This is a genomic window from Streptomyces sp. B15 (assembly GCF_018070605.1).
GTDB classification, from domain to species: domain Bacteria; phylum Actinomycetota; class Actinomycetes; order Streptomycetales; family Streptomycetaceae; genus Streptomyces; species Streptomyces smyrnaeus.
This window is the reverse complement of the sequence record NZ_JAGPXJ010000007.1, coordinates 69032-81995: the sequence shown is the minus strand read 5'-3', so window position 1 is coordinate 81995 and position 12964 is coordinate 69032. Positions and strand designations below refer to the sequence as shown.

Genomic DNA, 12964 nt, shown 5'->3' with positions numbered 1-12964 from the left:
CCGTCTGTCCAGGGCCCCCGTTCAACAGCCCTCATCGCGAGTCCACCAGGGCGTACTTCGCCGACAGCACCGCCGGCCGCCCCTGCCGCGGCAGGTGGGCGAGCGCCTGGCCGTGAAAGGTGCTGATGACGGTCGAGCGCGGAGCGGGGTCGTAGACGGCCTCTTCGTCGGAGGGGGTGATCTGATAATCGGGACGGGTGACGCGCAGCCGCTGTTCGTGCGCAAGCGGTACGACCGCCAGCGCTCCCCCGTCCGCGGTACGCAGCGCGTAGCTGTCACGGTGGCGCGGCGACACCGGTACGAAGTGTCTGCGGGCGCCCTCCGCGCCCAGTTCCTCGTCACGGTGGCGGTAGGTGGAACGCGCCTCCGTCGTCACGGCGTTGGGGGCTAGCAGCCTTGCCTCGTCGGTGCCGCCCGTCTGCCACAGGTCCTCGTACGCCCTTTGGACGTCGTACGGGCGCGGACGTGGCCCGCCGCTCCGGGAGGTGGCGTCGACCTCCGTCGCGATGCGGGACCGGGTCGTCGCGATGCGGGGCAGCGGCCCGGCGGCCTGTAGTGGGAGCGCGACACGTAGGCGCCAGCGGGTCATCGTGCGCCCCTCACGCACGCCGTTCGCCCTCCGCCGCCCCTCGGCCCTGGCCTCGCCTTCGCCTGTCCCCTTGCCTTCAGTCGTCTCCATGCCTTCGTCTGGCTCTGTCCTCTTGCCTTCAGCTCTCGTCTCACGTCCGGCCCTTGTCCCGCTCTCGGCTCCGCCTTCCCTGGCGAAGACCAGCACGGTGGGCTGGGATGCGGGGGCGGCGCGGGTGGCGGTCACCAGGAACCAGGGAGCGCCCGCCGGGATATGGAACGCGGGGCTTCGATAGTCGGTCGGCCGGGCGAACGGAGCCCGTTCGTGCCGCGGAAGGGCGTTGTACTGCCTGTAGCCGGCTGTCTGCCGTTCCAGGACGTTTCCGGCCGCGACTTCGGCCAGCAGGGCGGCATCCCGGGTCCGGTCGGCCCTCGTGGCGATCTTCTCGTAACGGTCGAGGATGCGGCGTGCCTGTGCGACGGTCACGGCACCGTGCGAACGTGGACCCGACGACGGCACGCTCGTACGACCGCCGTCACCACGCCCGTCACCGCTCCCGTCATCGCGAGCACCGCCGCGCGCACCACTGCCGGCCTCAGCGTGCGCGTTGCTGCGCGAACCGCTGCGCCCATCACCGGACTCGTTCGTACCACCCGTGCTGCCCGTGCCGACAGCGTCCGGAACGTGTCCGCTCCCGCACCCCGCCCCCGCGCTGATGAGAAGGGCAGCCGCGGCCGCAAGCACGACGCCTACGGAGGCCCGTGGACGTCCGGGCCTGTGGCGGCGGGACAGCTGCCGGAAGGGAGGGCGACAACAGGCACACATGGTGGGGGCTCCTGAGTGCATGGCCGGAGGGGCGCGGTCGGTGTCGCCGGGCGGCCGGCGGATGTCGCCGGGCCCAGCACCTACTGGTCCACGTTCCGGCAGGATGCCTCAACTCCGCTGTGAGAGCAGCAGTTGGACCGCAATTCGACCTTGGGGACACCGAACCGCCACCCCTCAGCGGCCGTGTCACCCCTCCGTCAGCCGTCCGTCAACCGTCCCCGGTGCGACGACGGCGCGTGCCGACGCTCGCGGTCCGCCCGTACGATCGCCACCGGGCAGTCCGCATGATGCAGCACCGCCTGGCTGACCGACCCGAGCAGCAGTCCGGTGAAACCGCCCCGCCCCCGGGCGCCGACGACGAGCAGTTGGGACTCCTCGCTGGCCGCGATCAGCGCCTGCCTGGTGTACTCCTGGACGAGCCGGGGCGTCACCTCCACGTCCGGGTACCTCTCGCGCCACCCGGCGATGGCCGTCGCCAGTACGCTCTCCTCCTCCGCCCGGTAGAGGTCCACGTCGTAGTACGTGGGGACCTGGACGCTCGGTCCCGCGGCGACCGGGCCCGTCCAGGCGTTCCAGTTGTGCAGCGCGACGAGTTCGGCCCCGCGCAGCGACGCTTCCTCGAAGGCCCAGCCGACGGCCGCGTCACCCACCTCGGAGCCGTCCACCCCGAGCAGCACCGGTCCGGTGGGGTGCTTCCTGCCGCGGGTGACCAGCACGGGGCACTCGGCGTGTGCGGTGAGATAGACGGCGACGGAGCCGACGAGCAGTCCGGTGAAGCCGCCGAGGCCGCGTGTGCCGACGACGACGAGTTCGGCGTCGCGCGACTCGGTGGTGAGGACGGAGAGCGGCTCACCGACGATGACCGCGTGGGTGACCTCGACGGTCGGTTGGGAGCTCTTGGCGCGAGCCGCGGCCTCCTCGGCCGTACGGTGGGCGACGCTGCGCAGTCCGCCTTCGGGAGGACCCACGGCGGACGGACCGAGCGGGACCTTCATCATCGGCCAGACGAACGCGTGTACGACGCGTAGTGAGCCGCCGCGGAGCTTCGCCTCCTGAGCGGCGATGTCGACGGCCGCCAGGCTCGACGGGGAGCCGTCCACTCCCACCACTACGGTGCCGCTCACGGCCGCACTCCCTTCCGCGACCCGCCCGCCGCCACGCTTTTCGGTCCGACACGTTCCTCGGCCACCCCTCCAGGCATACCGTCTGCCGACCTGGACGGCAGGGCGGATGGCCCGAACGGGCGGGCGCGTCCCCACCCCACCGCGCGACGGCCGTGGCGGTCGTGGCGGTCGTGGCGGTCGTGGCGGTCGTCATGGTGCTTTCTGCCCGTGGTGCGTATGCGGGGGGAGGCGAGCGCCAAGAGACCGGACCGATGACACGAGGATCACATCGTCGCTGGTCACAGTGGTTGTCGTCCGGGTGAATATGCGCAACCAACACCGCGTGACCGAGTTGTCCAGTGCGCTCCGCGTCTGAGCTCCACATCAGGAGGACTATCAATGATCAAGAACGCGCTGGCCACTGCCGCCGCCGCCACAGCCATCGTCGGTGTGGCCGCCCCCCAGGCCATGGCCACCGGCAATGACCACGGCACCACCACGGTGAACGGCAACGGCGCGGACCAGATGTACGGGAACTCCGCGACCTACGGGAATTGGAGCCCGCAGTTCGCGCTGATCCAGGGCTCGCTGAACAAGCCCTGTATCGCCCTTCCGGACAAGCTCAATCTGGGCTCGCTCATCGGCCTCATCCCGATCTCGGTGCAGGACATCAACATCCTGTCCAGCCCGCAAACCCAGAAGTGTGTCGAGAACTCCACCCAGGCCAAGGGCGACGAGCCGCTCTCGCACATTCTTCAGGACATCCCCCTCCTCTCCGGCAACGGCACCGGAAACCGCTAAGCAGCTCCGGCTGCGGCCAGAGCGGAACGCGGGCAACAGGCCCGGGGCGGCTACGCCCCGGGCCTTCCGCTGTTTGCGCTGGCGCTTGTGGACCGTCATCTGTCCGAAGGAATTTCCGCATCCGGGTCCACCTCATCGAATGACGTAACCCGTGACGTAGCCAGAACGATCCATTACTCCATCAGAGGGATGGAGCAGGTAATTCGGCATAACTCGTGTCGTACGGAACGTGACATCGTTACGAATGGCGACAGCGGAGTTGCGGGCGATCAGCCAGCACTCGTGGACATACGAAATCCGTGGTCCAGGGAACCCCGCTTGAGAAAGGACTCCCACGTGAAGTACACGAAGGTCGCGACCGTCGCCGCAGGCACGCTGATGGCCCTGGGTACCGCCGCCACTCCGGCTCTCGCGGACTCGGGCGCCCAGGGTGGCGCCGCGAACTCCCCCGGTGTCATCTCGGGCAATGTCATCCAGGTCCCGGTTCACGTCCCGATCCAGGTCTGTGGCAACACCATCGACATCATCGGTCTGCTCAACCCGGCGTTCGGCAACACCTGCGTCGCCGACTGACGTTCCCCGCCCTCGTGCGCGGGAACGAGTTCGGACGGCTCCGGTGCGGGGAGTGGAGCCCACGCGCCGGAGCCGTCCGGTTTCTTGAGAGGCGGATACGGGATCGTCGGAATTCCGCGCCTTCCGCACCAGACTGAGAGCAGGAAGAGACCATGCGAAAGGTCTTGAGTAAAAGCCTCCTGACCGCTGCCGCCGCAACGGGAGCACTCACCGGCGCAGCCGGGTACGCACAGGCCGACGCGGGAGCCGGTGGTGGCGCCGCCGGCTCCCCCGGCGTCGGGTCGGGAAACGTGGTCCAGGCTCCGGTGCATGTGCCGGCCAGCGTCTGCGGCAACACGGTGAACGTCGTCGCGCTGCTCAACCCGGCGTTCGGCAACAAGTGCGTCAACGGCCACACCCCCGCGAAGACACCTCCTCACCACCACAAGCCGAGGGAGGAGCCGAAGCAGCCTCCGAAGCAGCAGACCGAGGAGGAGCCGCCGGAGAACGCCCAGGAGCGCCCGCCCGAGCGTGCTCCGGAGAAGCCCGCCGAACCGGTGGAAGACCGCGGCGAGAAGCCCGCGGATCCGGGCACCGGCGAGCGTGCTCCGGAGGCGGCTACGCCGGTCGACGCCGAGGAAGCCGCTCCAACCGCTCCGCGAGCGGCCGAGCCCGAGCGCACGCCCTCCGAGGCGCTGGCGGAGACCGGCGGGTCCGGCGTCTGGGGCACGGCGGCTCTCGGCGTGGGCACGCTGCTGGGCGGTGTGGTGCTGTACCGCCGCGCCGCACGGCGTCACGCCTGACCCGTACGCCTCGGAGCGTCGCGCATCGTCGCGTCGTTACGTCGCTACGTCATTACGTCGTCGCGTCGTACTCGGCGTACCGGTCGCATTCGTCGCACTCCGCCTACCGGCCCGTGCAGCGGACGTCCGGGTATCGCGGAACCGCCATTACCGCTGTTCCGCGATACGGCCGTTTCGCCATACGCGCTGTTCCGCCTCACGCCCTGTTTCCCCCGCGTACTGTTCCGCGTTCCGCGTTTCACGTTGCGCCTCGGGCCAGGATTGGGCATCGGGCATTGTGGCGCGTATCGGAGAGAAGGGGAAGTTTCCAGGTGACCGGTTGCAGCACCGGGGCAGGCGCTGTCGGAACATCACACAGTTTCCGGGAGAAGAAACACCGTATGAAAAACAGGAAGACCGCCGCTGTCGTCGCGGGGTCGGTGATGGCTCTGGGAGCGGCGTCGCCCGCCTTCGCGAACGAGGCGCCTGTCGGTCCGCGCGTGAGTTTGAACCGCGGCCTCGACTATGCCCTCGGAAGTGGCGAGCTGCTCTCCTCCTCTCCCCCGGTGGGTGTGGAAGGCCCGCAGTTCGACGCCTTGGTGAAAGCAGTGAAGCGCCCCCTGCAGGACGGGAAACTGATCGGCGATCAGAATCTGCTGGGCGGACTTCCGCTGGTCGAGTGACGACCCCGCGTCAGTAACGGAAATTCGGGTCACGGCGTACTCACCATTCAGGTGAAAAGGAAAAACTCATGAGGCGGAAGACAGTTAGACCCGACGTCCCAGACTTCCGCACCATTCCAGGAAGAACGGTAGAACCCATGATGAAGAAGGCCCTGTCCACCGCCACGGTGGCCCTTTCACTCGTCGGCATCTCCGCGATGGCCGCCCCGCAGGCGCTGGCCACCGGCAACGACACCGGCACCACCACCGTGAACGGCAACGGCGCCGACCAGAGCGACAGCAACGCCGCCACGTACGGCAACCTGAGCCCGCAGAACCAGCTCATCCAGGGCTCGCTGAACAGGCTCTGCCTCCTGCCCATGGAGAAGATCAACGTCGGTTCCCTCATCGGCCTGATCCCGATCACGGTCCAGGACATCAACGTCCTGTCCGCCTACCAGTCCCAGAAGTGCTCGCAGAACTCGTCCCAGGCCAAGGGCGACGAGCCGCTGTCGCACATCCTGGACGACATCTCGGCGCTCTCCGCCAACGGCGAGAACAACCGCTGAGACGCAGGACCACGCGTCGAAGCGGGACCCGCATAGAAGAAGCCACCGGCATCCAGCCGGTGGCTTCTTCGCGTGCTGCCGCGGCGACAACCGACGCGGTGACTGCGCTTAGGGTCCTGGCGGTGACGGCGACAGTACAGCAGCGGCAGCGGCAGCTCTGCCACTGTGACAGCTGCCGCTGCCGCTGCGGCGACACCTGACGCTCTCCGCCGTCATCTGGTGCCACGGCGGCAGGCCGCCGCCGGGCCGTGGGCGGCACCTGACGCCGCGACAGCTGCGCCGCAGATCGGGGCGGGGCGGGCGGGGCGGTCTCAGCCCTGCAGCGTGTCGGTCGCCTTGGTCACCAGCGGGCCGACGAGCGGTAGGTCGCCGAGGGAGGCGCCGCGGGCGAGCGGGCCGGTGACGGCCGCGGTGCTCACCGGACGGAAGTCGGCGATCTGGGTGCCGACGGAGTTGTCCAACGGGTCGGTGCCGGTGTTGGCCAACGGATCGAGTTGGAGATCCTTGACCGCGCCCAAAGCACCACCGAGCGCCATGCCGGCCCCCCTTGCCGTCTCCTGCGCAGGCGTCGTGACGGTCTCGGCCAGGACCCCGACCGCGACCTCACCGCCGGACTTCCCGTCGCCACCCTGCTCGGCCGCCCCAGCTGTCGGAACGGCCGAGCCGAGCGCCGCGCCGACAGCCGCGGCGAGCACCCCTGCCCGCGCGAGGACGCGCGGGGAGGGTGCTTTGTGACGGGCGGTTCCGGAATTCAACATGTTCACCACCGAGTACGAGTTGCCCGAATGAAGGGCAACACTATGTGACCGGACAGCTTCTTAGCGTAGTCATTGGCAAGGTCTGTCTCCAGCCTGCCGAGGGGGCCCGAAGGGTTCCCGATGGCGCGTGGCCTCCGGGCGGCCTCCGGGTGACAGGCGTCAGCACCGGGAGGACGTACAGCTGAGCGACCGTACGCTCGGTGGCGTGCACAGGCGCTTAATGTGGTCATCCAGGGTGATTCCGGTACCGGCTGCGGCCTTCGGCGCCACTAGGGTGCCCGTCCATGACCTCCCCCCAGACCGCCCAAGGCGGCATTCAGCAGCAACAGTTCGGCACCCTCAGCGTGGTCGGCTGGGCCGGTGAGTACGGAGACGGGCGGGACATGGCCTTCCTGCTCCTCTTCTCGCTCGGCGACGGCACGGGCACCCGGGAGGAGACCGTCGCGGCGATGCGACAGCTCGCCGAGCGGGCCGGACTGACGGTCGGCGGCGACATCGTGGACGCCACCTCGAGCGGGCGGCAGTTCCCGGTCTCCGTGCTCGTCGAGGCCGGCCAGGTGGCTCTGACGATGCCGAAGATGTCGGTGCAGTACCCGACACCGCCCGAGTGGGTCGCGGCGGCGCACGATCGCGGGCACGTCTACTTCCTGCTGGCGACCCACCCCTGGCCGCAGGCCCGCCTGGAGAACGGGATCGACCAGGAGGCGCTCCGGGAGTTCGTGAGCGACGAGATGCTGGCCGCGTCGGCGCACTGCCTGTTGCCCGTGCGGAGGCTCGCACGCTGAGACCGCAAGGCGCCGGGAGCGTCAGGCATACGGCTCCAGTTCGGGATCGACGGGTGCGCCGGTGAGCCGGTTGACCAGGGTGGAGAGGGTGTACGTGCCGATGCCGAGGACGACTTCGAGGGCCTGCTCCGCCGTGTAGCCGTGGGCCAGGAAGGCGTCGAGCGCCTTCTGGTCCACGTCGCCCGCCCGGTCGAGCACCTCGACGGTGAAGACGCGTACCGCCTCCAGGCGCGCGTCGGGGAGCGGACGCGCCCCGCGCAGGGCCTCGATCAGCTCCTCGTCCGCCTGCAGGGCGCGCAACTTGCGGGTGTGCATGGCCACACACACGTGACATCCGTTGCGGGTCGCGACAGTGAGGACGACGGTCTCGCGCGCCAGCACGTCCAGGCTGGTGTCCTCGAAGGCGGCGCTCATCCTGGTGAACGCTTCCAAGGTGTGCGGCGAGACGGCGAGACGGGCCATCGCCGAGGGAAGGAATCCGAGGCGCTGCCGGGTGGCCTCCATGATGCGGCGCGAGGCAACGGGTGCGGACTGCGGTGACAGATCGGTGAACGTCTTTTCAGGCACTGCTGCGCTCTCTTCTAAAGTGGTCAACGTGGTTGTCGAAGAGAAGGTAAACCAGGTTGTCGAACTTGTCGAGGGTCGTCGTGCCTGAGCGGGAGCGGTGGGGATTCGAGCTGCCGTTGCTGCTGTTCGCCGGGTTCCGGTCGCTCATCGACCAGTTGCACACGGAACTGGCCGACCGCGGCCACCCCGAACTCCGCCCGGCGCACGGTTTCGCGATGCAGGCCATCGGGCGCGACGAGGTGACGGCGAGCGAACTGGGGCGGCGGCTGGGCGTCTCGAAGCAGGCAGCGGGAAAGACCGTCGACCGGCTCGCGGCGCTGGGCTACACGGAACGGATCGCCGACCCCGCCGACGCCCGGCGCAAGCTCGTCCGGCTCACCCCGCACGGTCAGGACGCGCTGGTGCTCTCGGGCGCCGTCTTCGAGCGACTGCGCAACAACTGGGCCGAACAGTTGGGCCCGGAGCGGCTGGCGGAGCTGGAGGACGCGTTGGAGACCGTGGTGGGCCCTGCCGCGTTCCGACTGGACGCGGCGGGCTGGTTCGGAGACTGACAAACGCACGCTCGGCGCACCCCGGAGCCCGGCGTACGCCGCTCCGTGCGCCGGGGCCGCGAAGCCCCCGGACGCCGCTCAGCGGTCGTTCAGCGCTCCCCTGGGCCGCCGCGGGTGCCGTCGCCCTCGGTCCCCTCCTTGCCGGTTCCCGGCCCGCTGGGGCCGCCGGCTTGCTCGTCGTCGACGATCTCCGCGTCCACCACGTCCTCGTCGGACGTGGCGGCGCCGCCTTGGCCCGCGCCTTCCCCGGCCTGCTGGGCCCCCTCGGAGCCGCCCGGGGAGCCGCCCTGCTGCCCCTCCCTGGCCCGCGCGTACATTGCCGTGCCGATCTTCTGGGCCACGGCCGTCGTACGGTCGACGGCCGCGCGCAGGGTCGCGGTGTGCTCGGCGGCCCGGGCCGGGTCGTCGGGCGTCTCGGCCAGCTTCTCCTTGAGGTCGGCGAGCGCGGACTCCACCTCGGCGCGGGTTTCGGCGGGCACGGCGCCCTCGGCGGTGTCGGCCAGCAGACGGTCGGTCTGGTAGGCGAGTTGTTCGGCCTGATTGTGGGTCTCGGCGGCCTCCCGGCGCCGGGCGTCCTCCTCGGCGTACTGCTCGGCGTCCCGCACCATCCGGTCGATGTCGTCCTTGGGCAGCGCGGAGCCACCGGTGACGGTCATGCGCTGTTCCTTGCCGGTGCCCAGGTCCTTGGCGGAGACATGCATGATGCCGTTGGCGTCGATGTCGAAGGTGACCTCGATCTGCGGCACGTTGCGCGGCGCCGGGGGCAGACCGGTCAGCTCGAACATGCCGAGCTTCTTGTTGTACGCCGCGATCTCCCGCTCGCCCTGGAAGACCTGGATCTGCACCGAGGACTGGTTGTCCTCGGCCGTGGTGAAGGTCTCCGAGCGCTTGGTCGGGATCGTGGTGTTGCGCTCGATCAGCTTGGTCATGATGCCGCCCTTGGTCTCGATACCCAGGGACAGCGGAGTGACGTCCAGCAGCAGGACGTCCTTGACCTCACCCTTGAGCACACCCGCCTGCAGCGACGCACCGATGGCCACGACCTCGTCCGGGTTCACACCCTTGTGCGGATCCCGGCCGGTGAGCTCCTTGACCAGCTCCGTCACCGCGGGCATCCGGGTCGAGCCGCCCACCAGGATCACATGGTTGATGGCGGACAGCTCGACGTCGGCGTCGTTCACAGCCTGGTGGAACGGCGTCTTGCAGCGCTCCAGCAGGTCCTCGGTCAGCTGCTGGAACTGGGTGCGCGTCAACTGCTCGTCCAGGTGCAGCGGGCCCTCTGCCGTCGCGGTGATGTACGGCAGGTTGATCGTCGTCTCGGTGGACGAGGACAGCTCGATCTTCGCCTTCTCCGCCGCCTCACGCAGCCGCTGCACGGCCATCCGGTCCTTGGACAGGTCCACGCCGTGGCCGTCCCTGAACCGTTTGACCAGGTGATCGACGATCCGCTGGTCCCAGTCGTCACCACCCAGACGAGTGTCGCCGGCGGTGGCCTTCACCTCCAGGACGCCCTCACCGATCTCCAGCAGCGACACGTCGAACGTGCCGCCGCCGAGGTCGAAGACGAGGACGGTCTGCTCCTCCTCCTTGTCGAGCCCGTAGGCCAGTGCGGCGGCGGTCGGCTCGTTGATGATCCGCAGGACGTTGAGGCCCGCGATCTCGCCCGCCTCCTTGGTGGCCTGCCGCTGCGCGTCGTTGAAGTACGCGGGAACGGTGACGACCGCGTCGGCGACGTCCTGCCCGAGGTAGCTCTCCGCGTCCCGCTTGAGCTTCTGCAGGACGCGGGCGGAGATCTCCTGGGCGGTGAAGGACTTGCCGTCGATGCTGCCGGACTCCGGGAAGCGCCAGTTGGCCTCACCCATATGGCGCTTGACGGAGCGGACGGTGCGATCGACGTTGGTGACCGCCTGCCGCTTTGCCACCTCGCCGGTCAGCACCTCACCGCCCTTGGCGAACGCCACCACGGACGGCGTCGTCCTGGCCCCCTCGGCGTTGACGACGACCGTGGGGTCCCCGCCCTCCAGGACGCTGACCACCGAATTGGTGGTGCCGAGGTCGATTCCGACAGCGCGTGCCATGGCCGTCCTCCTCAGGAGTGCCGGCCTCCGCGAGTCCGGGAGTGCCGGATGGGCTACACCTGAGTCTTGCCCTCCTCGATGGCTTCGGCCACCTCAGCCGTCCGTTCGGCTTCCTCCGCGGCGAAGCGCTCGGCGTCCAGCTTCTCGGCCACCTCCTCGTCCTGGGCCATCAGCAGATCGAGATTCTGATCGCCCATTTCGAAGACACCCATGTCGACGTAGGCGCGCTGCAGACGTTCGCCCCACAGACCGATGTCCCGTACGCAGGGGACTATGCGGCTGAACAGGAGCTTGCGGAAGAGCTGAAGGTACTCGGATTGCTCGCTGAAGGCGTCCGCCTCCGCACGGGGGATGCCGAAGTTCTCCAGCACCTCGGCGCCCTTGAGCCGGTCGCGCATCAGATAGCAGCCCTCGATGACGAACTCCTCGCGCTCCCGCAGTTCGGCGTCGGTCAGCTGCTTGTAGTAGTCGCGCAGCGCCATCCGGCCGAACGCCACATGGCGGGCCTCGTCCTGCATGACGTAGGCGAGGATCTGTTTGGGCAGCGGCTTGTCGGTGGTGTCCCGGATCATGCCGAAGGCGGCCAGCGCCAGGCCCTCGATCAGTACCTGCATGCCCAGGTACGGCATGTCCCAGCGGGAGTCGCGGAGGGTGTCGCCGAGGAGCGACTGGAGGTTGTCGTTGATCGGGTAGAGCATGCCGATCTTCTCGTGGAGGAAGCGACCGTAGATCTCGGCGTGCCGGGCCTCGTCCATGGTCTGCGTCGCGGAGTAGAACTTCGCGTCCATGTCGGGCACCGACTCCACGATCCGTGCCGCGCACACCATGGCGCCCTGCTCGCCGTGCAGGAACTGGCTGAACTGCCAGGAGGCGTAGTGCCGGCGCAGCCGGCCGCGCTCGGCCTCGCTCATCTTGTCCCAGTAGGGCGTCCCGTAGAGCGTCATGGCCTCGTCGGGGGTGCCCAGCGGGTCGTACGGGTCGACCTCCAGCTCCCAGTCGATGCGGCGCTGTCCGTCCCACTGCTTGTCCTTGCCCTTCTGGTACAGGGCCAGCAGGCGGTCCCTGCCGTCGTCGTACTCCCAGGACAGCCGGGCGCTGCCGGAGGCGGGGATCTGCCAGAGGGGGCTGTCGGTTGCGTGCACATAGAGATCGTGTGTGGACACGGACATCTCCTTCGGTCACGGACTGCCCGGTACCCGGTCGGAGTCGGTGCGGAACTGCCCGGTACGGGCGGGTAATCGGCAGGCTCACACGTGGGTTACCGCACGGTCAACAAGTCGCGCCCAGGGGATTGACGTCCTTACTGACAAGCAGTCTCATAAGAGACGACAGCAGACGTGACCGCCGGTAACACTCGAACGAGATCGCCGGCACCCCCCAATGAAGAGGTGCCTCAGCATGACGACAGCGCCTGACATCGCCGACATGGAACGCGAGGCGCTCAGGGACGCCCTCGGTCTGCTCAAGGACCGCGAGCAGGTCGCCGAGCGCCTCCTCGAGTCCTCCAGGAAGCACTCCTTCGACCCGGACACCGAACTGGACTGGGACGCCCCGTTCGAGGACGGCAAGTGGTTCTGGCCACCGGAGCTGGTCTCCCTCTACGACACCCCGCTGTGGCGGCGGATGTCCGAGGAGCAGCGGATGGACCTGGCCCGGCACGAGGCGGCCTCGCTCGCCTCGCTGGGCATCTGGTTCGAGGTGATCCTGATGCAGCTGCTGGTGCGGCACATCTACGACAAGCCGCTGACCAGCAACCACGTCCGCTACGCACTGACGGAGATCGCCGACGAGTGCCGGCACTCGATGATGTTCGCGCGCATGATCAAGCGCGCCGGGGCACCCGCATACCCCGTCTCCAAGCTGCACCACAACATGGCGCGGCTGCTGAAGACCGTCTCGACGACGCCTGGTTCGTTCACCGCGACACTGCTGGGCGAGGAGATCCTGGACTGGATGCAGCGGCTCACCTTCCCGGACGAGCGCATCCAGCCACTGGTGCGCGGTGTGACGCGGATCCACGTCATCGAGGAGGCCCGGCACGTGCGCTACGCACGCGAGGAACTGCGCCGCCAGATGGTCAAGTGCCCTCGCTGGGAGGCCGAACTGACGCGCATCAGCTCGGGCGAGGCCGCCCGCGTCTTCTCCATCTCCTTCGTCAACCCGCAGGTCTACGAGGACGTCGGGCTGGACAAGAAGGAAGCGGTCGCCCAGGTGAAGGCCAGCGGCCACCGGCGCGAGATCATGCAGTCCGGTGCCAAGCGGCTGACGGATTTCCTGGACGAGATCGGCGTACTGCGGGGCGTCGGCCGCAAGCTGTGGGTGAGCTCGGGGCTGCTGCCCAAGTGACACAGCCGTCGACCTGA

General features: G+C 68.9%; 14 protein-coding genes. 8 read left to right on the top strand and 6 right to left on the bottom strand.

Features of this window, described 5'->3' with window-relative positions; genetic code table 11:
- Nucleotides 1-31: 31 nt before the first annotated feature.
- Together KBY19_RS05620 and KBY19_RS05615 are read right to left on the bottom strand one after the other, a co-directional pair.
- Nucleotides 32-1054 carry a hypothetical protein gene (locus KBY19_RS05620; protein ID WP_210965282.1) on the bottom strand — a complete coding sequence of 341 codons (1023 nt, stop codon included), beginning with the start codon at nucleotides 1052-1054 and terminating at the stop codon, nucleotides 32-34.
- A 536-nt stretch (nucleotides 1055-1590) separates the two neighbouring features.
- Nucleotides 1591-2517, bottom strand: coding sequence for a universal stress protein (locus KBY19_RS05615; RefSeq protein ID WP_099884205.1), 927 nt, complete (start codon nucleotides 2515-2517; stop codon nucleotides 1591-1593).
- A gap of 378 nt (nucleotides 2518-2895) precedes the next feature.
- On the opposite strand from KBY19_RS05615, the gene KBY19_RS05610 reads away from it, so the two are divergent.
- The 5 genes from KBY19_RS05610 to KBY19_RS05590 all read left to right on the top strand — a co-directional run bounded on the left by KBY19_RS05610 (nucleotide 2896) and on the right by KBY19_RS05590 (nucleotide 5862).
- The gene (locus KBY19_RS05610) at nucleotides 2896-3297 is read left to right on the top strand and encodes a rodlin (protein ID WP_099884203.1); all 402 of its coding nucleotides are present in this window, start codon (nucleotides 2896-2898) and stop codon (nucleotides 3295-3297) included.
- A 336-nt stretch (nucleotides 3298-3633) separates the two neighbouring features.
- Nucleotides 3634-3870 (top strand): chaplin, encoded by a 237-nt coding sequence (locus tag KBY19_RS05605; protein ID WP_099884201.1) that lies wholly within the window; start codon nucleotides 3634-3636, stop codon nucleotides 3868-3870.
- Nucleotides 3871-4034: 164 nt separating this feature from the next.
- Nucleotides 4035-4652 (top strand): chaplin family protein, encoded by a 618-nt coding sequence (locus KBY19_RS05600; protein WP_307843443.1) that lies wholly within the window; start codon nucleotides 4035-4037, stop codon nucleotides 4650-4652.
- A 380-nt stretch (nucleotides 4653-5032) separates the two neighbouring features.
- Entirely contained in the window at nucleotides 5033-5314 is a 282-nt protein-coding gene (locus KBY19_RS05595) for a hypothetical protein (protein WP_099884198.1), read from the top strand.
- Between the two features lie 140 nt (nucleotides 5315-5454).
- On the top strand, nucleotides 5455-5862 hold the full coding sequence (locus KBY19_RS05590; protein ID WP_180289951.1) for a rodlin: 408 nt from the start codon (nucleotides 5455-5457) through the stop codon (nucleotides 5860-5862).
- Between the two features lie 311 nt (nucleotides 5863-6173).
- Here the strand turns inward: KBY19_RS05590 and KBY19_RS05585 are convergent, their stop codons facing one another.
- A complete protein-coding gene (locus KBY19_RS05585; RefSeq protein WP_099884194.1) occupies nucleotides 6174-6620 on the bottom strand; it encodes a hypothetical protein in 447 nt (148 codons plus the stop codon).
- Between the two features lie 284 nt (nucleotides 6621-6904).
- On the opposite strand from KBY19_RS05585, the gene KBY19_RS05580 reads away from it, so the two are divergent.
- Nucleotides 6905-7405, top strand: coding sequence for a DUF5949 family protein (locus tag KBY19_RS05580; RefSeq protein ID WP_210965281.1), 501 nt, complete (start codon nucleotides 6905-6907; stop codon nucleotides 7403-7405).
- 21 nt (nucleotides 7406-7426) lie between these two features.
- Here KBY19_RS05580 and KBY19_RS05575 read toward each other — a convergent pair whose 3' ends face one another.
- The gene (locus KBY19_RS05575) at nucleotides 7427-7972 is read right to left on the bottom strand and encodes a carboxymuconolactone decarboxylase family protein (protein ID WP_210965280.1); all 546 of its coding nucleotides are present in this window, start codon (nucleotides 7970-7972) and stop codon (nucleotides 7427-7429) included.
- 56 nt (nucleotides 7973-8028) lie between these two features.
- Here KBY19_RS05575 and KBY19_RS05570 point away from each other — a divergent pair, with 56 nt between their 5' ends.
- A complete protein-coding gene (locus KBY19_RS05570; protein WP_210956175.1) occupies nucleotides 8029-8523 on the top strand; it encodes a MarR family winged helix-turn-helix transcriptional regulator in 495 nt (164 codons plus the stop codon).
- 89 nt (nucleotides 8524-8612) lie between these two features.
- Here KBY19_RS05570 and dnaK read toward each other — a convergent pair whose 3' ends face one another.
- Entirely contained in the window at nucleotides 8613-10601 is a 1989-nt protein-coding gene (gene dnaK, locus KBY19_RS05565; RefSeq protein WP_210965279.1) for a molecular chaperone DnaK, read from the bottom strand.
- Between the two features lie 53 nt (nucleotides 10602-10654).
- Complete coding sequence (locus KBY19_RS05560; RefSeq protein ID WP_210965278.1) at nucleotides 10655-11770, bottom strand: ferritin-like domain-containing protein; 1116 nt, start codon at nucleotides 11768-11770, stop codon at nucleotides 10655-10657.
- Nucleotides 11771-11999: 229 nt separating this feature from the next.
- Here KBY19_RS05560 and KBY19_RS05555 point away from each other — a divergent pair, with 229 nt between their 5' ends.
- Nucleotides 12000-12947: a diiron oxygenase gene (locus tag KBY19_RS05555; RefSeq protein WP_185018131.1), complete on the top strand. Its 948-nt coding sequence runs from the start codon at nucleotides 12000-12002 to the stop codon at nucleotides 12945-12947.
- Nucleotides 12948-12964: the final 17 nt, after the last annotated feature.

Excerpts from the sequence above, each read along its gene's own strand:
- KBY19_RS05595 (WP_099884198.1), top strand. The coding sequence starts at position 5,033 with ATGAAAAACAGGAAGACCGCCGCTGTCGTCGCGGGGTCGGTGATGGCT.
- KBY19_RS05580 (WP_210965281.1), top strand. The coding sequence starts at position 6,905 with ATGACCTCCCCCCAGACCGCCCAAGGCGGCATTCAGCAGCAACAGTTC.
- KBY19_RS05585 (WP_099884194.1), bottom strand. The coding sequence starts at position 6,620 with ATGTTGAATTCCGGAACCGCCCGTCACAAAGCACCCTCCCCGCGCGTC.
- KBY19_RS05555 (WP_185018131.1), top strand. The coding sequence starts at position 12,000 with ATGACGACAGCGCCTGACATCGCCGACATGGAACGCGAGGCGCTCAGG.
- KBY19_RS05560 (WP_210965278.1), bottom strand. The coding sequence starts at position 11,770 with ATGTCCGTGTCCACACACGATCTCTATGTGCACGCAACCGACAGCCCC.
- KBY19_RS05590 (WP_180289951.1), top strand. The coding sequence starts at position 5,455 with ATGAAGAAGGCCCTGTCCACCGCCACGGTGGCCCTTTCACTCGTCGGC.
- KBY19_RS05610 (WP_099884203.1), top strand. The coding sequence starts at position 2,896 with ATGATCAAGAACGCGCTGGCCACTGCCGCCGCCGCCACAGCCATCGTC.
- dnaK (WP_210965279.1), bottom strand. The coding sequence starts at position 10,601 with ATGGCACGCGCTGTCGGAATCGACCTCGGCACCACCAATTCGGTGGTC.